The 23,916-nt window shown below is 69.7% G+C and carries 15 protein-coding genes and 1 tRNA gene; 11 read left to right on the top strand and 5 right to left on the bottom strand.

The genetic code is table 11. From position 1 onward, the window contains the following. Positions 1 to 251 precede the first annotated feature (251 nt). Positions 252 to 1,235 (top strand): sheath polysaccharide-degrading enzyme, encoded by a 984-nt coding sequence (locus OG214_RS29065; RefSeq protein ID WP_405986397.1) that lies wholly within the window; start codon positions 252 to 254, stop codon positions 1,233 to 1,235. Positions 1,236 to 1,387: 152 nt separating this feature from the next. Here the strand turns inward: OG214_RS29065 and rpsA are convergent, their stop codons facing one another. Continuing rightward, positions 1,388 to 2,893 (bottom strand): 30S ribosomal protein S1, encoded by a 1,506-nt coding sequence (gene rpsA, locus OG214_RS29060; RefSeq protein WP_363080120.1) that lies wholly within the window; start codon positions 2,891 to 2,893, stop codon positions 1,388 to 1,390. A 354-nt stretch (positions 2,894 to 3,247) separates the two neighbouring features. On the opposite strand from rpsA, the gene OG214_RS29055 reads away from it, so the two are divergent. Then, complete coding sequence (locus OG214_RS29055; RefSeq protein WP_382859433.1) at positions 3,248 to 4,117, top strand: class I SAM-dependent methyltransferase; 870 nt, start codon at positions 3,248 to 3,250, stop codon at positions 4,115 to 4,117. A gap of 90 nt (positions 4,118 to 4,207) precedes the next feature. Further along, complete coding sequence (locus OG214_RS29050) at positions 4,208 to 6,931, top strand: ATP-dependent RNA helicase (protein ID WP_405986396.1); 2,724 nt, start codon at positions 4,208 to 4,210, stop codon at positions 6,929 to 6,931. 111 nt (positions 6,932 to 7,042) lie between these two features. On the opposite strand, the gene OG214_RS29045 is transcribed toward OG214_RS29050, so the two are convergent. Then, on the bottom strand, positions 7,043 to 8,719 hold the full coding sequence (locus OG214_RS29045; protein WP_405986395.1) for a lytic murein transglycosylase: 1,677 nt from the start codon (positions 8,717 to 8,719) through the stop codon (positions 7,043 to 7,045). Between the two features lie 370 nt (positions 8,720 to 9,089). After that, positions 9,090 to 11,798 (bottom strand): DNA polymerase I, encoded by a 2,709-nt coding sequence (polA, locus tag OG214_RS29040; protein WP_363084482.1) that lies wholly within the window; start codon positions 11,796 to 11,798, stop codon positions 9,090 to 9,092. A gap of 157 nt (positions 11,799 to 11,955) precedes the next feature. Here polA and OG214_RS29035 point away from each other — a divergent pair, with 157 nt between their 5' ends. The 7 genes from OG214_RS29035 (at position 11,956) to OG214_RS29005 (ending at position 21,402) form a co-directional block, all read left to right on the top strand. After that, positions 11,956 to 14,250, top strand: coding sequence for an FdhF/YdeP family oxidoreductase (locus OG214_RS29035; RefSeq protein ID WP_405986394.1), 2,295 nt, complete (start codon positions 11,956 to 11,958; stop codon positions 14,248 to 14,250). A gap of 205 nt (positions 14,251 to 14,455) precedes the next feature. Next, positions 14,456 to 14,920, top strand: coding sequence for a hotdog fold thioesterase (locus OG214_RS29030; protein WP_363084484.1), 465 nt, complete (start codon positions 14,456 to 14,458; stop codon positions 14,918 to 14,920). A 756-nt stretch (positions 14,921 to 15,676) separates the two neighbouring features. Then, on the top strand, positions 15,677 to 16,906 hold the full coding sequence (locus OG214_RS29025; RefSeq protein ID WP_363084485.1) for a branched-chain amino acid ABC transporter substrate-binding protein: 1,230 nt from the start codon (positions 15,677 to 15,679) through the stop codon (positions 16,904 to 16,906). Between the two features lie 94 nt (positions 16,907 to 17,000). Next, positions 17,001 to 17,930, top strand: a complete 930-nt coding sequence (locus tag OG214_RS29020) for a branched-chain amino acid ABC transporter permease (RefSeq protein WP_363082689.1) — start codon at positions 17,001 to 17,003, stop codon at positions 17,928 to 17,930. Positions 17,931 to 17,935: 5 nt separating this feature from the next. Then, entirely contained in the window at positions 17,936 to 19,780 is a 1,845-nt protein-coding gene (locus OG214_RS29015) for a branched-chain amino acid ABC transporter permease (RefSeq protein WP_405986393.1), read from the top strand. Between the two features lie 3 nt (positions 19,781 to 19,783). Beyond that, entirely contained in the window at positions 19,784 to 20,689 is a 906-nt protein-coding gene (locus tag OG214_RS29010) for an ABC transporter ATP-binding protein (protein ID WP_363082691.1), read from the top strand. Beyond that, a complete protein-coding gene (locus OG214_RS29005) occupies positions 20,686 to 21,402 on the top strand; it encodes an ABC transporter ATP-binding protein (protein ID WP_363082692.1) in 717 nt (238 codons plus the stop codon). Before OG214_RS29010 ends, OG214_RS29005 begins: the two co-directional genes overlap by 4 nt. A 119-nt stretch (positions 21,403 to 21,521) precedes the next feature. Here the strand turns inward: OG214_RS29005 and OG214_RS29000 are convergent, their stop codons facing one another. Continuing rightward, on the bottom strand, positions 21,522 to 22,175 hold the full coding sequence (locus OG214_RS29000) for an ANTAR domain-containing response regulator (protein WP_066954595.1): 654 nt from the start codon (positions 22,173 to 22,175) through the stop codon (positions 21,522 to 21,524). A gap of 93 nt (positions 22,176 to 22,268) precedes the next feature. Between OG214_RS29000 and OG214_RS28995 the strand changes: the two genes are divergently transcribed. Beyond that, positions 22,269 to 22,351: transfer RNA gene (locus tag OG214_RS28995), tRNA-Leu, on the top strand. An 84-nt stretch (positions 22,352 to 22,435) separates the two neighbouring features. Here the strand turns inward: OG214_RS28995 and pyk are convergent. Next, complete coding sequence (pyk, locus tag OG214_RS28990; RefSeq protein ID WP_363082693.1) at positions 22,436 to 23,869, bottom strand: pyruvate kinase; 1,434 nt, start codon at positions 23,867 to 23,869, stop codon at positions 22,436 to 22,438. Positions 23,870 to 23,916: the final 47 nt, after the last annotated feature.

Below are 23,916 nucleotides of genomic sequence, written 5' to 3'. Positions count from 1 at the left end.
TGTATCCCACGCGTTGCCCTCCGCTCACCACCTCACTCAGCACCCCACCGGCGGAGCCGCGGGCACTTCCGTGCACACTTCTATTGGTCTGGACCTGGATATTGGTCTGGACCTTGACACGCCCAGAGCGCGTCCCTACCGTCACGGAACAGCAAGAGTTCAGAAACCCGGCCAGCGTTCACGTATAAGTACGCTACGGGAGTGACTGGCCTGCCTCGGCACCACTCGGACTCAACGGGAAGGCACCCCACATGCGCACCCGAACACCGTTCCCCGCCCTGGTCCCCGCCCTGCTGGCCGGACTGCTCGCCACCGGAGGGCTGTCCCTGCTCGCCTCGCCGGCCGGAGCCGCCGGAACCGCCGCGGTCATACAGGTGACCACCGCGGCCGAACTCAAGGCGGCCCTCACCGCGGCCCGCCCCGGCGACACCATCCAGCTCGCCAACGGCACGTACAAGGGCAACTTCAAGGCGACCACGCCCGGCACCTCCGGATCGCGGATCACGCTGACCGGTTCGTCCGGCGCGGTCCTCACCACCGGAGGCGGGGGCTACGCCCTCCATCTCAACGGCGCGGCGTACTGGACCGTCAAGGGCATCACCCTCACCGACGCCCAGAAGGGCATCGTCGCGGACGCGGCCAACGGCGTCGTGATCGACTCCGTGACCGTGCACAACCTGGACATGGAGGGCGTGCACTTCCGTCAGTCCAGCAGCAACGGCATCCTCAGGAACTCGCGGATCTACGACACCGGCAACGACGGCCGGGGCATGGGTGAGGGTGTGTATGTCGGCACCGCCAACTCACTCTCCGACCGCAGCGACAACGCGCAGATACTCAACAACATCATCGGCCCCGACGTCGGCGGCGAAAACGTCGACATCAAGGAAGGCACCACCGGCGCGCGTGTCATCGGCAACACCTTCGACGGCAACGGCCTCACCGGCGCCAACTACGACGACTCCTGGGTCGATGTAAAGGGCAACAACGTCCTCGTCGAGGGCAACACCGGCAAGAACACCACCAACAACGGCTACGAGACCCACACCCAGCAGAGCGGCTGGGGCTGCGGCACCGTCTTCCGCTCCAACAAGTCGGACCTCCGCGGCTCGGCCGGCGCCAACCAGCTCGCCGTCAATGTCACCAACAGCGATTCGAGCTGCCGCACGACCGTCTACAGCAGCAACACCGTGACCGGCGGCAAGGGCCTGACCAATATCTCGGTCACCCCCTGACCTCGTCCGGCTCCCGTCCGGCCCCCGTCCGGCCCCGGACACGCGTAAGGCCCGCCCCCCGAGGGGAGCGGGCCTTACCACATTCAGCTACCGGATACTCACGCTACCGACCGGAGCCGGAGGCGGGAGCAGCCGAACCGGAGACCGGAGCGTCAGCTCTGGCCGCCCGCCAGCTTCTCGCGCAGGGCCGCCAGGGCCTCGTCCGACGCCAGGGCGCCGGAGTTGTCCGCGGACTCCGAGGAGTACGAGCCACCCGAGGCGACAGGAGCACTGCCACCGCCGGCGGGAGCGGCAGCACCCTCGGCAGCGGCGGCCTCGTCGGCCTCGCGGGACTTGATGACCTGGGCCTGGTGCTGCTCGAAGCGCGTCTGCGCCTCGGCGTACTGGCCTTCCCACGCCTCGCGCTGGGTCTCGAAGCCCTCGAGCCAGTCGTTGGTCTCGGGGTCGAAGCCCTCGGGGTAGATGTAGTTGCCCTGGTCGTCGTAGGACGCGGCCATGCCGTAGAGCGTCGGGTCGAACTCGACCGAGGCCGGGTCGCTGCCGAAGGACTCGTTGGCCTGCTTCAGCGAGAGGCTGATGCGGCGGCGCTCCAGGTCGATGTCAATGACCTTGACGAAGATCTCGTCGTTGACCTGGACGACCTGCTCCGGGATCTCCACGTGGCGCTCGGCCAGCTCGGAGATGTGCACCAGACCCTCGATGCCCTCGTCGACGCGGACGAACGCACCGAACGGAACGAGCTTGGTGACCTTACCCGGGACGACCTGACCGATCTGGTGGGTCCGGGCGAACTGCTGCCACGGGTCTTCCTGCGTCGCCTTGAGCGAGAGGGAGACACGCTCGCGGTCCATGTCCACGTCGAGAACCTCGACGGTGACTTCCTGACCGACCTCGACAACCTCGGAGGGGTGGTCGATGTGCTTCCAGGACAGCTCGGAGACGTGCACCAGACCGTCGACCCCGCCGAGGTCCACGAACGCACCGAAGTTGACGATCGAGGAGACGACGCCGGAGCGGACCTGGCCCTTCTGGAGGGTCGTGAGGAAGGTCTGACGGACCTCGCTCTGGGTCTGCTCCAGCCAGGCACGGCGGGACAGGACCACATTGTTGCGGTTCTTGTCCAGCTCGATGATCTTGGCCTCGAGCTCCTTGCCCACATAGGGCTGGAGGTCGCGGACGCGGCGCATCTCGACGAGGGAGGCCGGCAGGAAGCCACGGAGGCCGATGTCGAGGATGAGACCACCCTTGACCACCTCGATGACCGTACCGGTGACGATGCCGTCCTCTTCCTTGATCTTCTCGATCGTGCCCCAGGCGCGCTCGTACTGAGCACGCTTCTTGGACAGGATGAGACGGCCTTCCTTGTCCTCCTTCTGGAGAACCAGGGCCTCGATCTCATCGCCCACGGCGACGACCTCGTTGGGGTCGACGTCGTGCTTGATCGAAAGTTCGCGGGAGGGAATGACGCCTTCGGTCTTGTAACCGATGTCGAGCAGGACCTCGTCCCGGTCGACCTTCACGATGACGCCGTCGACGATGTCGCCGTCGTTGAAGTACTTGATCGTCTCGTCGATCGCGGCGAGGAAGGCTTCCTCGTTACCGATGTCGTTGACCGCAACCTGCGGGGTGGTGGCGGTGGTCTCGGTGCTGCTCGTCATGTGGGAAAGGGCTCCGGTACGGACAGTGAGTCGTAGGTACTGCCACGCCGTGAACCCGTATCGCCCCTGTACAAGCCGGACAGCCAAGGAAGCGCCGCCCCCGGACAAAGGGTGAGCGCCTCGACAACCGAGGAGACTTTCATACAAGTGCGAGCGCGGCTGCTACGTCTGAGGCGCGCAGGCCCGCAGCGCAACCTTTAGCATACGGGGGCAGCCGGGCACGGTCAATGCGCGAAGGCGCACACCCGGGGCGGAACCTCTCATACCCGGCACAATTCGCGTTTGATGAGGCCAGAACACCCGTCCGAGGCCGCCCATCACCGCTCCTTCCAGCACACTACGACGACGGACACGATGATCCAAGAGCATGAGCCCGAAGCGGCACCGGAACCCGAGGCGACGCCGGACCAGCAGGCGACGCGGGATCCCGAGGCGACCCGCCGCGACAGCGGCCCCACGGAGAGCAGCCGGGCCAACCGCGGCTGGTGGGACCGGAACGCGGACGACTACCAGACCGAGCACGGCACCTTCCTCGGCGACGACCGTTTCGTCTGGGGCCCCGAGGGCCTGGACGAGGTGGAGGCCGGACTGCTGGGCCCGCCGGAGTCCCTGCGGGGACTGGACGTCCTGGAGATCGGCGCGGGAGCCGCCCAGTGTTCGCGCTGGCTGGCGGGGCAGGGCGCGCGCCCGGTGGCGCTGGATCTCTCGCACCGGCAGCTCCAGCACGCGCTGCGTATCGCCGACGGCCGTTCCCTGACGTTCCCGCTGGTGCAGGCCGACGCGGGGACGCTGCCCTTCCGGGACGGCTCCTTCGACCTGGCCTGCTCCGCCTATGGCGCGATGCCCTTCGTCGCCGATCCGGTGAGGGTCTTCCACGAGATACGGCGTGTCCTGCGGCCGGGCGGGCGGTGGGTCTTCTCCGTCACGCACCCGATCCGCTGGGCGTTCCCCGACGAGCCGGGGCCCGAGGGCCTGTCGGTGTCGGCCTCGTACTTCGACCGCACGCCCTATGTGGAGCAGGACGAGCGGGGGCACGCGGTCTATGTGGAGCACCACCGCACGCTCGGCGACCGGGTACGGGACGTGGTGGCGGGCGGCTTCCGGCTGGTCGATCTGGTGGAGCCGGAGTGGCCGGCCTGGAACACCCAGGAGTGGGGCGGCTGGTCCCCGCTGCGCGGGAGTCTGATCCCGGGGACGGCGATCTTCGTCTGCGAACGGGACTGAAGACATAGGACCGAGGCCTACGGGACCGGGCCGCGGTCCCGGCACGGCACCCGCCGCACCGCGGGGCCGTTTCCGTACGACACTGAGCGGGTGATCCGCGACGACCTCCTCGGCAGCCTGCCCGTACACACCGCCCTTCCCGCGCTGGAACGGGCACTCGACGGCCACGGCTGCGCGGTGCTGTGCGCGCCCCCGGGCACCGGTAAGACGACGCTCGTGCCGCTGGCGCTGGCCGGGCTGCTCGGCGACGGTCCCGTACGACGGGTGGTCGTCGCCGAGCCACGGCGGATCGCGGCGCGCGCGGCGGCCCGCCGGATGGCCTGGCTGCTCGGGGAACGGGCCGGGGAGCGCGTGGGCTTCACCGTGCGCGGGGAGCGTGCGGTAGGGCGCGCGACGGTGGTGGAAGTGGTGACCACCGGGGTCCTCCTCCAGCGGCTCCAGCGGGACCCGGAGCTGGCGGGGGTCGACGCGGTGATCCTCGACGAGTGCCATGAACGGCATCTCGACGCGGACACGGTGGCGGCGTTCCTGCTGGACGTACGGGCCGCCCTCCGGCCCGGACTGCGGCTGGTGGCGGCCTCGGCGACGACGGACGCGGCCGGGTGGGCGCGGCTGCTGGGGGACGCGCCGGTGGTCACCGCGCGGGACGTGTCGTATCCGGTGGAGGTGGTGTGGGCGCCGCCGGGGTCGCCGGTGAGACCGCCGCACGGGATGCGGGTCGATCCGGCGCTGCTGACGCATGTGGCCTCGGTGGTACGGCGGGCCCTGGCCGAGCGGGACGGCGATCTGCTCTGCTTCCTGCCGGGTGTGGGGGAGATCGGCCGGGTCGCGGGGCAGTTGGGGGAGCTGGGCGCGGAGGTACTTCAGGTGCACGGGCGGGCACCGGCGGCGGTGCAGGACGCGGTCCTGGCCGGTTCCCCGGATTCCCCGGGCTCCCCGGCCCGCCGCCGGATCGTGCTGGCCACCGCCGTCGCCGAGTCGAGTCTGACCGTTCCCGGGGTACGGATCGTCGTGGACGCGGGGCTGGCGCGGGAGCCCCGTACCGACCACGCGCGGGGGCTGAGCGCGCTCACGACCGTACGGGTGTCCCAGGCGGGCGCCGCGCAGCGGGCCGGACGTGCCGGACGCGAGGCGCCCGGCACGGTCTACCGCTGCTGGAGCGAGGCCGAGGACACACGGCTCACCCGCTTCCCCTCCCCCGAGATCAAGGTGGCGGATCTGACGGCCTTCGCGCTCCAGGCGGCGTGCTGGGGCGACCCCTCGGCGGCGGGTCTCGCACTGCTGGACCCGCCGCCGGCCGGGGCGCTGGCCGCCGCGCGTTCCGTGCTGAGCGCGATCGGCGCGGTGGACGGGGCCGGGCGGCCGACCGGCCGGGGCGTACGGATGTCGCGCCTCGGTCTGCACCCCCGGCTGGCCCGCGCCCTGCTGGACGGGGCCGCCGAGGTGGGCGCGCGGCGGGCGGCGGAGGTGGTGGCACTGCTGAGCGAGGAACCGCCCCGGGAGTACGGGGACGATCTGGCGGCGGCGTGGCGCACGGCGCGCAGGGGCGGTGACGGATACGCGGCACGCTGGCGCCAGGAGGTACGCCGTCTGACATCGGCGGCGGGCGGCGAAGGACCGGGCCCGGCTCCGGCGCCGGGTACTCGGCGGGACTCGGGCGCGGCCACGGAGCCGGCCCACGGGTCCGTCGCGGGAACGGCGTCCAGGTCCGGCTCGGGGCCGCTGTCCAGGTCCGGCGCGGGGCCAGGCTCGGGCCCCGGGTCAGGGACGGGCCCGGGTGCCGGCTCGGGCCCGGGTGCTGGCGCGGGGCCGGTGTCCGGTGCCGGCTCGGGCCCCGGTGCGGGGAGCGACGATGTCGCCGCCGGGCTCGTCACCGCGCTCGCCTTTCCCGAGCGGGTGGCCCGGGGGCGCGGTGAGGGGGCCTTCCTGATGGCCTCCGGCACCGGCGCCGAGCTGGGTCAGGGGTCCGGACTGCGGAGCGCGGAGTGGCTGGCGGTGGCCGTCGCGGACCGCCCCGCGCACTCCGCGTCCGCGCGGGTACGACTCGCCGCCGTCATCGACGAGGACATCGCGGGGACGGCCGCCGGGCATCTGCGGGTGGCGGGCGAGGAGGTGCGCTGGGAGGACGGTGATGTGGTCGCCCGGCGGGTGGAGCGGCTCGGCGCCGTGGAGCTGGCCGTACGGCCCCTGAAGAGGCCCGACCCCGGTCTCGTACGGACCGCCCTGCTGGACGGTCTGGCCCGGCACGGGCTCGGACTGCTGCGCTGGACGCGGGACGCTCACGGGCTGCGCGAGCGACTGGCCTTTCTGCACCGGGAGTTGGGCGAGCCCTGGCCGGATGTCTCGGACACCGCCCTGCTGTCCCGTACGGAGGAGTGGCTGGAGCCCGAGTTGTCGCGCGCCCGCCGCCGCTCCGATCTGGAACGGATCGACGCGGGCCAGGCGCTGCGGCGGGTGCTGCCCTGGGCTACCGGCGACGCGGCACGGCTGGACGAACTGGCTCCGGAACGTATCGAGGTGCCCAGCGGCTCACGGGTACGGGTCGAGTACGGCGGTCCGCAGCCCGTACTGGCGGTCAAGCTCCAGGAGTTGTTCGGCCTGGGCGAGACCCCGGCGGTCGCGGGCGTGCCCGTTCTGGTCCATCTGCTCTCCCCGGCGGGCCGGCCCGCGGCGGTCACGGCGGACCTGGCGTCCTTCTGGCGGGACGGCTACCGCGCGGTACGTGCCGAGCTCCGTGGCCGCTACCCCCGCCATCCCTGGCCCGAGGACCCCTCGGCGGCGGTGGCCACGCGCCGTACGAACAACCGGCGCTGAGAACGGCGTCGACGCCCGCCGTCCCCGTCCGGGCGGACAGGGGGCGGCGGGCGTCGACGGGTGGCACGCGAACGGGCGGGCGGGAGCCCTCGGGGCCGTGGGCCCCAGCCGTCAGACGGGCGGCGCGGCGACCGTCAGGGTGATGTCGAGCGTCACGCCGTTCTCGGTCACGAGACGGAGCACGAAGGTGCCCGTGGTGTCGTCCGTGTAGATCTTCGGGAGCTGGAGAACACCATTGGCGTCCGTGACGCCGTTCAGACTCCGCAGCGGGTTGTCCGCCTCGTCCTTGAAGTACGGACCGGCGGCCGGCGTCGTGGCATCGTCCGCGGAGGTGATCACCGTGGCGGTCACCCCGACACCCGCCACGGCGACACCGCCGGACGTGGCCTTGACCTCGACCGTCTCGGCGAAGTCCGCGCCGGGCGCGGCCGTCAGCGCCTTCTGCTCGCTGGCGAGCGTGTCCGTCTGCCGGGCCGTGACGCTCGCGGCGTACTCGACGGCCGCGACATCCTTGCCGACGACCGTGGCCCGGACCCTGAACTCGCCGGTCTGCTCGCCCGCCTGGAGCACCGGCGCGCCGGCCAGGCCGTCCTTGCCCGTGGTGACGCTCACCACGGAGGCGCCGCCGCTGAAGCGGGCGTCCGTGGTGCCGGTGATCTCGAACCGTACGGGCACCCCGGCGACGGGCTTGCCCGTCGCGTCCTCCGCCCGTACCCCGGCACGCTCCGTGAACGCTCCGCCGGCCACGGCGGTCAGCGTCCCCGTGACCGTCTTCTCCAGGCGCTCGACGACGGGCTTCGGGGCGGGCGGTGTGGTCGGGTCCGCGTCGCCCGGCTTGGGCGGCTTCGGGGTGCTCGGGCCGCCGGACGGCGGGGTCGGCGAACCGGTCTCCTTCGGCGGTTTGGGGCTGGTGGCCGGCGGGGTGGGGTTCGGGCTGGGCGAAGTGCCGGGGTCGGCCGGACCGGAGCCTTCGGGCAGTACGCCGGTGCCGTCCGGGACCTCGTGCGTACCGTTCTTGTAGTACGCGAACCAGGTCAGGACCGTGTTCAGATACTCCTGCGAGTGGTTGTAGCCGAGGATCGCCTTGTGCAGATCCGCCTCGACCGAGAGGTCGCGGTTCCCGGCGCACAGGTACTGCCCCGCGGCCAGCGCGGCGTCGTAGATGTTGTTGGGGTCCTTCTGTCCGTCGCCGTTGCCGTCCTGGCCCCAGGTGGCCCAGGTGGACGGGATGAACTGCATCGGGCCGACCGCGCGGTCATGTGTCGTGTCGCCGTCGTACTGGCCGTTGTCGGTGTCGCTGATATTGGCGAATCCCACACCGTTGAGCACCGGGCCGAGGATCGGGGAGAGCGTGGTGCCCTGGTCGTCGACCCGGCCACCGCGTGCCTGGCCCGACTCCACCTTGCCTATGGCGGCGAGCAGTTGCCAGGGCAGATTGCAGCCGGGCCTGCTCTCCGCGAGAGCCTGCTCCGCCTGCCGGTACGCGGCCAGGACCGTGGCCGGAATGCCCGCTTCCGCCGGACCCGTGGCCGGCAGATCTATCGAGGCGATCGGTTTGTCCGGTGTCGTGAGCGGCGGAAGCTCGGTGTAGTACGGGGAGTTACCGGTGACCGGTGTACCGGGGGGCGGTGTCGCGTCGGCCGCCTGGGCGTTGCCGCCGGTGTCCGAGTCCATGTCCGTGGGGATCGCGCCGGGTGCCTGAGAAGCGGAGAGGGCGGCGATCGCCGCCGCGGCCACCGCCGTCGTCATGGCTCCTTTACGCAGTCGGCGGCCGAATAGCGCTGCCATACGTCTGGTCCCTCCCGGTGCACGTCTGTTCGCGCTCCCCGCGCGTGGACTCAGGCGACACTACGTCAACTCCAGGCCCCAGCACACCGGTGCGTGACCGGTATTCACCAGTTCGCCACCTCCGGGACCCCCAAGTGCCCTCCGGGCCGGTACGAAGGATCCTGCCCGGCTGCCCCGGTGGCCAGGCCCCCGGCACCCGGGCACTTCAGGCGCCCCGGGGAAAGGGCCGGTGCGGCCCCGAGGCACCCGCAAGGGACTCAGGACCGCACCGATCAAAGCGCCGGTCACCGCACGCGCTCTCTGTTCTCCACCGGTCGGCCGGTCGTCGTCCTCCACCGGACATCCGGTCATCACGCCGGTGCTCCGCCGGTCAGTGCGCGGCCGACTCCCAGTCCGTGCCGACGCCCACCGAGACATCCAGGGGCGCGCGCAGCTCGACCGCGCTCGACATTTCGCGGCGCAGCAGCTCCTCCACCCGCTCGCGCTCGCCCGCGGCGATCTCCAGCACGATTTCGTCGTGCACCTGGAGGAGCATCCGCGACTCCAGGGCGGCTTCGGTCAGCGCCCGGTCGACCTTGAGCATGGCGACCTTGACGATGTCCGCCGCGGTGCCCTGGATCGGGGCGTTGAGCGCCATCCGCTCGGCCATCTCCCGGCGCTGGCGGTTGTCGCTGTTGAGGTCCGGGAGATAGCGGCGGCGGCCGAGCATCGTCTCCGTGTATCCCGTGGCCCTGGCCTCCACGACCGCGCGGTGCAGATAGTCCCGCACGCCCCCGAAGCGCTCGAAGAACGTGTCCATCAGCCCGCGCGCCTCGGCCGCCTCGATACCGAGCTGCTGGGAGAGACCGAACGCCGAGAGCCCGTAGGCCAGTCCGTACGACATCGCCTTGATCTTGCGGCGCATCTCGGGGTCGACGGCGGACTTCTCCACGCCGAACACCTGGGAGGCGACGGTGGTGTGCAGATCCTCGCCGGAGGTGAACGCCTCGATGAGCCCGGCGTCCTCGGAGAGATGCGCCATGACGCGCAGCTCGATCTGGCTGTAGTCGGCCGTCATCAGCGACTCGTATCCCTCGCCGACGACGAAGCCGCGCCGGATGGCCCGGCCCTCGTCCGTGCGGACCGGGATGTTCTGGAGGTTGGGGTCGGTGGAGGAGAGCCGGCCCGTCGCCGCCACCGTCTGGTTGAAGGTGGTGTGGATACGGCCGTCCGCCGCGATCGACTTGATCAGGCCCTCGACCGTGACCCGCAGCTTCGCCTGCTCCCGGTGGCGCAGCATGATCACCGGCAGCTCGTGCTCTGTCTGGGCGGCGAGCCAGGCCAGTGCGTCGGCGTCCGTCGTATAACCGGTCTTGGTCTTCTTCGTCCTGGGCAGGCCCAGCTCGCCGAAGAGGACTTCCTGGAGCTGCTTGGGCGAGCCGAGATTGAACTCATGGCCGACCGCGGCGTGCGCCTCCTTCACGGCCTGCTGCACCGCGCCCGCGAACTGCTGCTCCATGGCCTCCAGATGCGCCCGGTCGGCGGCGATGCCATACCGCTCCATCCGGGCCAGCAACTCGGAGGTGGGCAGCTCCACCTCGTCGAGCAGCTCGGTCGCGCCGACCTCACCGAGCCGCTCCGCGAACGCGTCGCCCAGATCGAGGACGGCGCGCGCCTGGGTCATCAGCGCGTCGGCCTCGGCCTGCTCGTCGGTGCCGAAGGCGAGCTGCCCGTCCTCGGCGGCCGGGGCCAGCTCACGGCCCAGATACTCGATGGCGAGGGCGTCCAGCGCGAACGAACGGCGGCCCGGCTTGACCAGATAGGCGGCCAGGGCGGTGTCCATCGTGACGCCGTCGACCCGCCAGCCGTGCTCGGGCGCCACCCGCATCCCGCCCTTCGCGTTGTGCATGACCTTCGGCCGGGCCGCGTCACCGAGCCACCCCGCGAAGGCCCGCTCGTCGGCCTCGTCCAGCTCGGCCGGGTCGAACCACGCCGCCGCGCCGCCGGCCGCGGCGAGCGCGATCTCGCCGACACTCCCCGCGCCCAGCGCCCATGTGTCGACCGTGGCGACCCCGAGCGGCTCTCCGCCGTGCTCGGCCAGCCAGGGCGCCAGCTCGCCCGGTCCCAGCACCGTGCCGTCCAGCTCCACACCTGCGGCGGGGGCCGGGGCCTCGTGCTCGGCGGCGCCGGGGTCCACCGCGAACAGCCGCTCGCGCAGACTCGGGTTACGGATCTCCAGCACGTCCAGCACCCGCTTCACGGCCGCGAGGTCGTACGGCGCGCGCTTCAGCTCCTCGGGGCCCTTCGGCAGCTCGACATCGCGCACCATCTCCGTGAGCCGGCGGTTGAGCTTGACCGACTCCAGATGGTCGCGGAAGTTCTGTCCGGCCTTGCCCTTGATCTCGTCGGCGCGCGTGGCCAGTTCGTCGAAGGAGCCGAACTGGTTGATCCACTTCGCCGCGGTCTTCTCACCGACGCCCGGGATACCGGGCAGATTGTCCGACGGGTCGCCGCGCAGGGCCGCGAAGTCCGGATACTGGGCGGGGGTGAGTCCGTACTTCTCCTGGACCTTCTCCGGGGTGAAGCGGGTCAGCTCGGAGACGCCCTTGGTCGGATACAGCACCGTCGTGTGCTCGCTGATCAGCTGGAACGAGTCCCGGTCGCCGGTGACGATCAGCACCTCGAAGCCCGCGGCCTCGGCCTGGGTGGCGAGCGTGGCGATCACGTCGTCCGCCTCGAAGCCGTCGACCGCGAACCGGTCCGCGCCCATCGCGTCCAGCAACTCGCCGATCAGCTCGACCTGCCCCTTGAACTCGTCGGGTGTCTTCGAGCGGTTCGCCTTGTACTCCGGGAACTCCTCGGAGCGCCATGTCTTGCGGGAGACGTCGAAGGCGACCGCGAAATGCGTGGGCGATTCATCACGCAAGGTGTTGGCCAGCATGGACGCGAAGCCGTAGATGGCATTGGTCGGCTGACCGGTCGCGGTCGTGAAATTCTCCGCGGGCAGCGCGAAGAAGGCTCGGTACGCCAGGGAGTGCCCGTCCATGAGGAGCAGGCGTGGACGGTTGTCTGCGGTCTTCTTCGATGCTGTCTCAGCCACAGACCCGATCCTGCCACGTCGCACTGACAACCCGCCCCGCCGTACGGACAACCCCGCCCCGCAACGATCCCGACACCGGCCGGACGTAACGTTGCCACAGAGGCGTGGGAGAATTGAATACTGTAGACAGTCGACACTTAGGCTCAAGGAGAGCGTGATGGCCAGCAAGCCGCCAGCAGGTGATCCAGCACAGGACTCACCGCGGGTAACGGCCCCCAAACACGCCGCGGCGGGAATCCCCGCCGTAGCGCATTCACTCCTCATCTCCCACCAGCAGATGGGTGTGCGAAGGACCGCACGGACGCTTCTCAAGGTCAACCAGAAGAACGGCTTCGACTGCCCCGGCTGCGCCTGGCCCGAGGGGGACCACCGGCACACCGCGGAGTTCTGCGAGAACGGCGCCAAGGCGGTCGCGGAGGAGGCCACGGTGCGCCGGGTCACCCCCGAGTTCTTCTCCGCGCACCCCCTGTCCGACCTCGCCGGCCGCAGCGGCTACTGGCTGGGACAGCAGGGCCGTATCACCCAGCCGATGCTGCTGGACACCGCCGAGGATCCCGAGCACTACAGACCGGTGAGCTGGGAACAGGCCTTCGCGGTCATCGCCGAGGAGCTGACCGCTCTCGGCTCCCCCGACGAGGCGCTCTTCTACACCTCGGGCCGCACCAGCAACGAGGCCGCGTTCCTGCTCCAGCTCTTCGCCCGCGAGTTCGGTACGAACAATCTGCCGGACTGCTCCAACATGTGCCACGAGTCCTCCGGCTCGGCGCTCGTCGAGACCATAGGCATCGGCAAGGGCAGCGTCTCCCTGGAGGATCTGCACCAGGCCGATCTGATCATCGTGGCCGGCCAGAACCCGGGCACCAACCACCCCCGGATGCTCTCCGCGCTGGAGAAGGCCAAATCGGCGGGCGCGAGGATAATCTCCGTCAATCCGCTGCCCGAGGCCGGCCTGGAGCGGTTCAAGAACCCGCAGACCCCCCTGGGCATGGTCAAGGGCGCCGCGCTCACCGATCTCTTCCTCCAGATAAGGATCGGCGGCGACCAGGCCCTCTTCCGGCTGCTGAACAAGCTGATCCTCCGGACGCCCGGCGCGGTCGACGAAGCCTTCGTCCGTGAACACACCCACGGGTACGAGGAGTTCACGGCCGCCGCCGACGCCGCCGACTGGGACGAGACGCTGACCGCCACCGGTCTGGAGCGCGCCGAGATCGAGGAGGCACTCGCCCTCGTCCTCGCCTCGCGGCGCACCATCGTCTGCTGGGCGATGGGCCTGACCCAGCACAAGCACTCCGTGCCGACCATCCGCGAGGTCGTCAACTTCCTGCTGCTGCGCGGCAACATCGGCCGCTCTGGCGCGGGCGTCTGCCCGGTGCGCGGCCACTCCAATGTGCAGGGCGACCGCACGATGGGCATCTTCGAGCGGCCGGACGACAGCTTCCTCGACGCCCTGGACCGCGAGTTCGCCATCACCTCGCCACGCCACCACGGCTACGACGTCGTACGGTCCATAGAGGCGCTGCGCGACGGAAAGGCCAAGGTGTTCTTCGCGATGGGCGGCAACTTCGTCGCCGCGACCCCCGACACCGATGTCACCGAAGCCGCGATACGGCGCGCACGGCTCACCGTCCATGTGTCGACCAAGCTCAACCGCTCGCACGCGGTCACCGGCGCCCGCGCGCTGATCCTGCCGACCCTGGGGCGTACCGACAAGGACGTCCAGGCGGGCGTCCGGCAGATCGTGACCGTCGAGGACTCCATGGGCATGGTGCACGCCTCCCGGGGCAACCTCCCGCCCGCGAGTCCCCATCTGCTCTCCGAGCCCGCCATCGTCGCGCGGATGGCGCGCGCCGCCCTCGGTCCCGGGTCCATCACTCCGTGGGAGGACTTCGAGAAGGACTACGGGAACATACGCGACCGGATAGCCCGCGTGATCCCCGGTTTCGAGGACTTCAACGAGCGGGTGGCCCGTCCCGGCGGCTTCGCGCTGCCCCACGCCCCGCGCGACGAGCGCCGCTTCCCCACCGCCACCGGCAAGGCCAACTTCACCGCGGCGCCCGTGGAGTACCCGAAGCTCCCCGAAGGCCGGCTGCTGCTCCAGACACTGCGCTCGCACGACCAGTACAACACCACCATCTACGGCCTCGACGACCGCTACCGCGGCATCAAGGGAGGCCGCAGGATCGTACTGGTCAACCCGGAGGACGCGGCGGCACTCGGTCTTGAGGACGGCTCGTTCACCGATCTGGTCAGCGAGTGGAAGGACGGCGTGGACCGGCGCGCGCCCGGCTTCCGGGTGGTGCACTACCCGACCGCGCGCGGCTGCGCCGCCGCCTACTACCCGGAGACCAATGTGCTGGTCCCGCTGGGCGCCACGGCCGATACGAGCAACACCCCGGCGAGCAAGTCCGTGGTCGTACGGTTCGAGGTGACGGACTTCGAGCGGACGGACTGAGTACGGCGGGGCGGCCGGCGCCGAGGGCCCGCGCCGGCCGCCCGTTCCGTACAGCCGCACCATCCGTCCCCGGGCCCGCGTCCGCGTCCGTCCCCGCGTGCTGCTGTGATGCCCGCCCTAAGCGTTCGCTCAGTCATCTGGTAAGCAGGACCGTGCACAGCGCACACGCCGAACGACCGCAGACGATCCGATCGGAGCCGGGCCCATGGGTGAGCAGTCCACCGCGAAGCTGCCGCAGGACATCATCGACGAGTACTCCGCGCTCGGCGTCGATCTGCCCGCGCTCTTCTCCGCCGGGCATCTCGGCAGCCGGATGGGGGTGGAGATCGTCGAGGCGTCCGCCGAACGCGTCGTCGGCACCATGCCCGTCGAGGGCAACACCCAGCCGTACGGGCTGCTGCACGGCGGCGCGTCGGCCGTGCTCGCCGAGACCCTCGGCTCCGTCGGCGCGATGCTGCACGGCCGCAGCTCCAAGATCGCCGTGGGTGTGGACCTCAACTGCACCCACCACCGCGGTGTCCGCGGCGGGACCGTCACGGGTGTCGCGACCGCCGTCCACCTCGGGCGCACCACCACGTCCTACGAGATCGTCATCACGGACGAGCAGGGCAGGCGGGTCTGCTCGGCCCGTCTGACCTGCCTGCTGCGCGACGCCACCCCGCGGTCCTGACCCCGGCGCCGGGACCCGGCGGCGAGCGACGGGGCGAGCGACCGAGCGGCGCGGGGCCGAAGCGGGCAGACCCCCTCCGGGAACCGGGCGCGGCGGCCGGAGAACCGGACGCCGCGGACCCCCGATCCGGGCATCGGGCATCCCGCACCCGCCGCGGACCCCCCGCCTCGTCACCTTCCGTAATACCTCTCCCCCAAGCTTCACAGCGGCTCCGCACCTCGGGGGCCGAGCCCCGCCGAAGCGGGCCGCGCCGTCGCCGCACCCGGCCACCCATCACCGCTAAGAGCCTGGTCCGAGCAGAAAACGATTGTTACGGCACATATCCGGGATTGCGGAAAAGTCCTGCGGAATGCCGGATTCCCTTTCCTGGACGTAACACTCGGTAATAAACACGCAATACAACAGCCGAGCCCCACACTCGGATCCGGCCACCCCGAGGATCCCGCCGCCGCCCTCCGGCGGCCCCGCCCCGGCCAGGCCCCCTCGCCGGGGCGGCTCCGCGCCGTCCTGCTGATTCTCACCATCCGGACTGCCGAACGGTATTAAAGCGCCCTTTCCACCCCGTCCATCCGATCTTCGAATCTCTCCCGTCATAACAAGAGAGTCACAGCATGGCCTGGACCTCTGCACCATTTCGACCGGCGCGCTTAGAGTCACGGCCAGTCACCGCGCCACCGGATTACCTTCAGTTCGGTTCCCGCGCTCGACTCGGTGCGTCCCAGGGGGGGCGGCCGTGCCAGGTGAAAGGACTGAATCGTGCGTCAACGTTCGCTCATGGCCATGACGGCCGCGCTCACGGTGGGGACACTCGCGCTGACCGCCTGTGGCTCGCGCGACGAGAGCAAGGGCGGTACCACCGAGGGTGGCAACACGACCGTCGTCATCGGGATCGACGCCCCGCTGACCGGCGACCTCTCCGCGCTGGGCCTCGGCATCAAGAACTCCGTCGACCTCGCCGTCCAGCAGGCCAACGCGAAGAAGTACGTCCCGGGCGTCACCTTCAAGTTCGAGGCCCTCGACGACCAGGCGCAGCCGTCCTCCGGCCAGCAGAACGCCACCAAGTTCGTCTCCGACCCCGAGGTCCTCGGCGTCGTCGGCCCGCTCAACTCGTCGGTCGCCGAGTCGATGCAGAAGGTCTTCGACGACGCCAAGCTGGTCGAGGTCTCGCCGGCCAACACCAACCCGGCCCTCACCCAGGGCCCGGAGTGGAACGGTGGCACCAAGCAGCGGACCTACAAGTCGTACTTCCGTACGGCCACCACGGACGCCATCCAGGGCCCCTTCGCCGCCCAGTACATCTACAACAAGGCCAAGAAGACCAAGGCCTTCATCATCGACGACAAGAAGACCTACGGCGCCGGTCTCGCCGGCACCTTCACCGAAGAGTTCGAGAAGCTCGGCGGCAAGGTGGTCGGCACCGACCACGTCAACCCCGACACCAAGGACTTCAGCGCCGTCGTCACCAAGGTCAAGAACTCCGGCGCCGACATCGTCTACTACGGCGGTGAGTACCCCGCCGGCGGTCCGCTGAGCAAGCAGATCAAGGACTCCGGCGCCAAGATCCCCGTCGCCGGTGGTGACGCGCTCTACAGCGCCGAGTACATCAAGCTCGCCGGCGCCGCCTCCGAAGGCGACATCGCCACCTCCGTCGGCGCGCCCATCGAGACGCTCGACTCGGCCAAGGAGTTCATCGCCAACTACGAGAAGGCCGGCTTCAAGGAGGCCTACGAGGCGTACGGCGGCTACTCCTACGACTCCGCCTGGGCGATCATCGAGGGCGTGAAGAAGGTCGTCGAGGCCAACGACGGCAAGCTCCCCGAGGACGCCCGCGCCAAGGTCGTCGACGCCGTGCAGACCGTCTCCTTCGACGGCGTCTCCGGGAAGGTCTCCTTCGACGAGTTCGGTGACACCACCAACAAGCAGCTCACGGTCTACTCCGTCGAAGGCGGAGCCCACAAGCCCGTCGAATCCGGCACCTTCGGCTGATCAGCCGCTGACTCCGTAACTCCCACTGCCGCGCGGGGCGCCACACAATGCGCCCCGCGCGGTGCCACATCCGAAGAAAATCGGAGGACCCGCGGTGCACGAACTGCCGCAACAGCTGGTCAACGGCGTGCTATTGGGCTCCATGTACGGGCTCGTCGCCATCGGCTACACGATGGTCTATGGCATCGTCCAGCTCATCAACTTCGCCCACGGCGAGATCTTCATGACCGGCGGCTTCGGCGCCCTCACGGTCTGGCTCATCCTGCCCACCGGCACCACCATGTGGCTGGCCCTGCCGCTCATGATCGTCGGAGCCGTCATCGTCGCCACCACCATCGCCATCGGCGCGGAACGTTTCGCCTACCGCCCCCTGCGCGGCGCCCCCAGACTCGCTCCGCTGATCACCGCGATCGGCCTCTCCCTGGCGCTCCAGCAGGCCGTCTGGGCCTGGTACCCCGAAGCGAAGTCCGCCCGCACCTTCCCGCAGATCCCCGGCGGCCCCTTCCACATCGGCTCCGTCACCATCCAGACCGGTGACATCTTCCTCATCGCCGCCGCCCCCATCTGCATGGCGATCCTCGCGTTCTTCGTGATGCGCACGCGCACCGGACGAGGAATGCAGGCCACCGCGCAGGACCGTGACACCGCCAAACTGATGGGTGTCAACACCGACCGCATCATCGTGGTCGCCTTCGCCCTCGGCGCGGCCTTCGCCGCCGTCGGCGCCGTCGCCTACGGCCTCAAGTACGGCGTCGTCGAATACAAGATGGGCTTCCTCCTCGGACTCAAGGCCTTCACCGCCGCGGTCCTCGGCGGCATCGGCAACATCTACGGCGCCATGCTCGGCGGACTCGTCCTCGGCATCGCGGAAACCATGGCCACCGCATACATCGCGGACATCCCCGGTATGCAGCAGCTCGGCGGCCAGTCCTGGGCCGACGTCTGGGCTTTCGTACTCCTCATCGTCGTACTCCTCGTCAGGCCACAAGGCCTCCTCGGCGAGCGCGTCGCGGACAGGGCGTGAGAACCATGACCACACAGACCCCCCTCGCGGACTCCCCGGACTCGCCGGACACCCCGCTCGCCCCGGCCGAACCGCCACGCGGCGGACTCGTCCCGCTGCCCGCCGCCACCGCTCGGGCACTCGCGGCCGGCGGTGGCGTCCTGACGGTCATCAGCGCCTTCCTGGCCTGGACCTGGACCTCCGAATTCCCCGGAGACCTCACCGTCTACGGCTACCCCGGCGGCCTCCAGTGGCAGGTCCTCATCGCCGGAGTGCTCACCGTCCTCTTCGCGCTGGCCTCCTACGGCGTCAAGGGCACCCGCTGGCTCGCCCCCGCCGGCGCCGACGCGGCCATCAAACTCGCCGCACTCGCCGCCTTCGCCACCGCCTGGTACACGCTGATCGCCATCACCGTGAAACTCGGCGGGCTCGCCAACCTCGAACCCGGCGGATACGTCACCGGCGTGGCCACCCTGCTCGCGCTCCTCGGCGCCCTCGGGCTCCCCTTCGAGCGCCCCGCGACCGACCCCGCCGACCCCGAGGACACCGGCTGGGACCAGTTCAAGCACAACGCGGGCAACCGCTGGACCGTCTTCAAGGCCGCCTTCACCACCGGGACCGTCAGCGCCTCGCGCGCCCTGCCGAGCTATGCCGAGATCCTGATCATCACGGCCATCCTCGCGCTCGGCCTCGGTGTCTTCACCTACGGCATCGGCACCGAGTACGACGAACTGTTCATCGGCTTCATGATCACCGCGGGCCTCGGATTCGCCGCGCTCACCAAGGCCGGGCTCATCAGCCGGGCCTCCGAGATCACCGGCCGCCACCAGAACATCACCATCGCCGGCGCCTTCATCGCCGCCGCGTGCTTCCCGTTCACCCAGACCAACGACCAGTTCGCGACCATCGGCGTCTACATCCTGATCTTCGCCACCGTCGCCCTCGGCCTCAACATCGTCGTCGGTCTCGCCGGACTCCTCGACCTCGGCTACGTCGCCTTCCTCGGCGTCGGCGCCTACGCCGCGGCCCTCGTCTCCGGCTCGCCCACCTCGCCGCTCGGAGTGCACTTCCCCTTCTGGGCCGCCATCCTCGTCGGCGCCGGAGCGTCCCTCGTCTTCGGCGTCCTCATCGGCGCACCCACCCTCCGCCTCCGCGGCGACTACCTCGCCATCGTCACCCTCGGCTTCGGAGAGATCTTCCGCATCACCGTCAACAACACCGACGGCACCTCCGGACCCGACATCACCAACGGCTCCAACGGCATCTCCTCGATCCCGAACCTCAACATCCTCGGGTTCGACCTCGGAGCCGAACACGCCATCGGCGGCATCACCATCGGGCGATTCGCCAACTACTTCTTCCTCATGCTGCTCATCACGGCCGTCGTCGTCCTCGTCTTCCGGCGCAGCGGCGACTCCCGTATCGGCCGCGCCTGGGTCGCCATCCGCGAGGACGAGACCGCCGCGCTCGCCATGGGCATCAACGGCTTCCGCGTCAAGCTCATCGCCTTCGCCCTCGGAGCCTCCCTCGCCGGACTCGCCGGCACCGTACAGGCACACGTCACCTACACCGTGACACCCGAGCAGTACCTCTTCGCCTGGCCCGTACCGCCCAACTCCGCGTTCCTCCTCGCGGCCGTCGTCCTCGGCGGCATGGGCACCATGAGCGGCCCCCTCGTCGGAGCCGCCCTGCTCTACCTCATCCCCAACAAACTCCAGTTCCTCGGCGACTACCAGCTCTTCGCCTTCGGACTCGCGCTCATCCTCCTCATGCGCTTCCGCCCCGAAGGGCTCATCCCCAACCGGCGCCGCCAGCTGGAATTCCACGAGACCGCGGAAGCGCCCACAGTCCTCAGCAAGACAGGGGCCTGATCCATGACCACCGACACCACCACCAGGGACACCGCCCCGGCCGCCGCGCCCGGCGAGACCGTCCTCGACGCCCGAGGCGTCACCATGCGCTTCGGCGGCCTCACCGCCGTACGCTCCGTCGACCTCACCGTCGGCAGCGGCGAGATCGTCGGACTCATCGGCCCCAACGGCGCCGGCAAGACCACCTTCTTCAACTGCCTCACCGGGCTCTACATCCCCACCGAGGGCGAAGTCCGCTACAAGGGCACCGTCCTGCCCGCCAAATCCTTCAAGGTCACAGCCGCCGGCATCGCCCGCACCTTCCAGAACATCCGCCTCTTCGGCAATATGACCGTTCTCGAAAACGTGCTCGTCGGCCGGCACACCCGCACCAAGGAAGGACTCTGGTCCGCCCTCGTCCGCGGCCCCGGCTTCCACCGCGCCGAAGCGGCCTCCCGCGCCCGCGCGATGGAACTCCTCGAATTCATCGGCCTCGCCGACAAGGCCGAGCACCTCTCGCGCAACCTCCCCTACGGCGAACAGCGCAAGCTCGAAATCGCCCGCGCCCTCGCCAGCGAACCGGGACTGCTGCTCCTCGACGAGCCCACCGCCGGAATGAACCCGCAGGAGACCCGGGCCACCGAGGAACTCGTCTTCGCCATCCGGGACATGGGCATCGCCGTACTCGTCATCGAGCACGACATGCGCTTCATCTTCAACCTCTGCGACCGGGTCGCCGTCCTCGTCCAGGGCGAGAAACTCATCGAAGGCGACAGCCAGACCGTCCAGCAGGACGAACGCGTCATCGCCGCCTACCTCGGCGAACCCTTCGAAGGCGCGCCGGGCGCCGAGGAGGCGGCCGAAGTGGAAGCCGCCGAAACCGGGTCCGCGGGACCCGCCGGGGCCGCAGGCAAGGAGAACGACCGATGACCGCACTGCTCGAGGTCGAGGACCTGCGCGTCGCCTACGGCAAGATCGAGGCCGTCAAAGGCATCTCGTTCAGCGTCGAGGCCGGCGAGATCGTCACCCTCATCGGCACCAACGGCGCCGGCAAGACCACCACCCTGCGCACACTCTCCGGACTGATCAGACCGCTCGGCGGCCAGATCAAGTTCAACGGCAAATCGCTCAAGAAGACCCAGGCACACGACATCGTCGCCCTCGGTCTCGCGCACTCCCCCGAAGGCCGGCACATCTTCCCCCGCATGACCATCGAGGACAATCTGCTCCTCGGCGCGTTCCTGCGGAAGGACGGCGACGGCATCGCCAGAGACGTCCAGCGCGCCTACGACCTCTTCCCCATCCTCGGGGAACGGAGGAAGCAGGCGGCCGGCACGCTCTCCGGCGGCGAACAGCAGATGCTCGCCATGGGCCGCGCCCTCATGTCCCAGCCCAAACTGCTCATGCTCGACGAACCCTCCATGGGGCTCTCACCGATCATGATGCAGAAGATCATGGCCACCATCAGCGAACTGAAGTCCCAGGGCACCACCATCCTGCTCGTCGAGCAGAACGCGCAGGCGGCGCTCTCACTCGCCGACCAGGGCCATGTCATGGAAGTCGGCAAGATCGTCCTCTCCGGCACCGGACAGAACCTCCTGCACGACGAATCCGTACGCAAGGCCTACCTCGGCGAGGACTGACGACCCGAGCGGTACGGCGCGCACGCGCCGCGCGCCGCACGGCCCGTACACAAGGCAGCACGGCAGGAGGCCCGCCCCGATCGACTCGGGACGGGCCTCCTGCCGTACACGCGTACGGGCTACTCCCCCTTGGACGCCTTCTTCTCCTTCGCGTCCTCGATAACCGCCTCGGCGACCTGCTGCATCGACAGCCGCCGGTCCATCGACGTCTTCTGGATCCACCGGAACGCCGCCGGCTCCGTCAGCCCGTACTGCGTCTGAAGAATCGACTTCGCCCGGTCCACCAGCTTCCGCGTCTCCAGCCGCTGCGTCAGATCCGCGACCTCACGCTCCAGCGTCCGCAGCTCCGTGAACCGCGACACCGCCATCTCGATCGCCGGCACCACATCACTCTTGCTGAACGGCTTCACCAGATACGCCATCGCCCCGGCGTCCCGGGCCCGCTCCACCAGATCCCGCTGCGAGAACGCGGTCAGCATCAGCACCGGCGCGATGGACTCCTCGGCGATCTTCTCCGCCGCCGAGATCCCGTCCAGCACCGGCATCTTCACATCCAGGATCACCAGATCCGGCCGGTGCTCCCGAGCCAGCTCCACGGCCCGCTCACCGTCCCCGGCCTCACCGACGACCGCGTAGCCCTCTTCTTCGAGCATCTCTTTGAGATCGAGACGGATCAGAGCCTCGTCCTCGGCGATGACGACACGCGTCGTCAGTGGCGGAACGTGCGACTTGTCGTCATCGTCGACGGGCTGGGGCGACTCGGGGGCGGTCACGGGGGCTCCTCGTTCAGACAGGATGCTGCTCCCTTGAGAGCCTACCTAGCAGCGCCGCGGTCCGGTGACCCGGTAGACTTCGTGCAGCGTCGCGCCGGGTTGGTGGAACGGTATACACGGAGGTCTCAAACACCTCTGCCCGTGAGGGCTTGCGGGTTCGAGTCCCGCACCCGGTACCGAACAGGAGTGGATGTTCACGTTCGCGTGAACATCCACTTTTTCGTACACAGAGCCACCTCTGATCGCTCAGGGTGCGCCGGCTACTTCGGGCTGTCGTCCTCGCCGATGTGGTGGACCCGTACCAGGTTCGTCGAGCCGGTGATTCCGGGCGGGGAGCCGGCCGTGATCACCACCGTGTCGCCCTTCGCGCAGCGGCCGATCCTGAGGAGTTCCTCGTCGACCTGGGCGACCATCGCGTCCGTGGAGTCGACCTGCGGGCCGAGGAAGGCCTCGACGCCCCAGGTGAGGTTGAGCTGCGCGCGGGTGGCGGGGTCGGGGGTGAAGGCCAGCAGGGGGATCGGTGAGCGGTAGCGGGAGAGGCGGCGGACGGTGTCGCCGGACTGGGTGAAGGCGACGAGGAACTTCGCGCCGAGGAAGTCACCCATCTCGGCCGCCGCGCGGGCGACCGCGCCGCCCTGTGTGCGGGGCTTGCTGCTTTCGGTGATCGCCGGGAGGCCCTTGGCGAGGATGTCCTCCTCGGCCGCCTCCACGATCCGGCCCATCGTCCTGACGGTCTCGACGGGGTATTTGCCGACGCTGGTCTCGCCGGAGAGCATCACGGCGTCGCTGCCGTCGATGACGGCGTTGGCGACGTCGGAGGCCTCGGCGCGGGTGGGCCGGGAGTTCTCGATCATCGAGTCGAGCATCTGGGTGGCGACGATGACGGGCTTGGCGTTGCGCTTGGCGAGCTTGATGGCGCGCTTCTGCACGATCGGGACCTGTTCGAGGGGCATTTCGACACCGAGGTCGCCGCGGGCGACCATGATGCCGTCGAAGGCGGCGACGATGCCGTCGATGTTCTCGACGGCCTGGGGCTTCTCGATCTTGGCGACGACGGGGAGCCGGCGGCCTTCCTCGTCCATGACGCGGTGGACGTCGTTGATGTCGGCGCCGGTGCGTACGAAGGAGAGCGCGATGACGTCGGCGCCGGTGCGCACGGCCCAGCGGAGGTCGTCGATGTCCTTCTCGGAGAGCGCGGGGACGGAGACGGCGACACCGGGGAGGTTGAGTCCCTTGTGGTCGGAGACCATGCCTCCCTCGACGACGAGGGTGTGGACGCGGGGTCCGTCGACGGAGGTGACTTCGAGGGTGACCTTGCCGTCGTCGACGAGGATGCGTTCGCCGGTGGTGACGTCGGTGGCGAGTCCTTCGTAGGTGGTGGCGCAGAGATGCCGGTCGCCTTCGACGGGTTCGACGGTGATGGTGAATTCGTCGCCGCGTTCAAGGAGTACGGGTCCTTCGCGAAAGCGGCCGAGCCGGATCTTCGGGCCTTGAAGGTCGGCGAGGATTCCGACGCTGCGGCCGGTTTCCTCGGCGGCTTTCCTCACCCGGTGGTAGCGCTCCTCGTGGTCGGCGTAGGTGCCGTGGCTGAGGTTGAGGCGGGCGACGTCCATTCCGGCCTCTACCAGTGCTTTGATCTGGTCGTATGAGTCGGTGGCGGGCCCCAGGGTACAGACGATTTTCGCTCGGCGCATATATCGAGCGTAGGGCTTACCGGCGGGTAGCGAATTGGCCGTGCATG

This window comes from Streptomyces sp. NBC_00872 (assembly GCF_045161915.1).
Taxonomy (GTDB): domain Bacteria; phylum Actinomycetota; class Actinomycetes; order Streptomycetales; family Streptomycetaceae; genus Streptomyces.
This window is presented reverse-complemented; position numbering and strand designations above follow the sequence as displayed.

Bases quoted from the DNA above. Each gene is read 5' to 3' on its own strand.
- OG214_RS29065 (WP_405986397.1), top strand. From the start codon at position 252: ATGCGCACCCGAACACCGTTCCCCGCCCTGGTCCCCGCCCTGCTGGCC.
- rpsA (WP_363080120.1), bottom strand. From the start codon at position 2,893: ATGACGAGCAGCACCGAGACCACCGCCACCACCCCGCAGGTTGCGGTC.
- OG214_RS29055 (WP_382859433.1), top strand. From the start codon at position 3,248: ATGATCCAAGAGCATGAGCCCGAAGCGGCACCGGAACCCGAGGCGACG.
- OG214_RS29045 (WP_405986395.1), bottom strand. From the start codon at position 8,719: ATGGCAGCGCTATTCGGCCGCCGACTGCGTAAAGGAGCCATGACGACG.
- OG214_RS29035 (WP_405986394.1), top strand. From the start codon at position 11,956: ATGGCCAGCAAGCCGCCAGCAGGTGATCCAGCACAGGACTCACCGCGG.
- OG214_RS29030 (WP_363084484.1), top strand. From the start codon at position 14,456: ATGGGTGAGCAGTCCACCGCGAAGCTGCCGCAGGACATCATCGACGAG.
- OG214_RS29015 (WP_405986393.1), top strand. From the start codon at position 17,936: ATGACCACACAGACCCCCCTCGCGGACTCCCCGGACTCGCCGGACACC.
- OG214_RS29010 (WP_363082691.1), top strand. From the start codon at position 19,784: ATGACCACCGACACCACCACCAGGGACACCGCCCCGGCCGCCGCGCCC.
- OG214_RS29005 (WP_363082692.1), top strand. From the start codon at position 20,686: ATGACCGCACTGCTCGAGGTCGAGGACCTGCGCGTCGCCTACGGCAAG.
- pyk (WP_363082693.1), bottom strand. From the start codon at position 23,869: ATGCGCCGAGCGAAAATCGTCTGTACCCTGGGGCCCGCCACCGACTCA.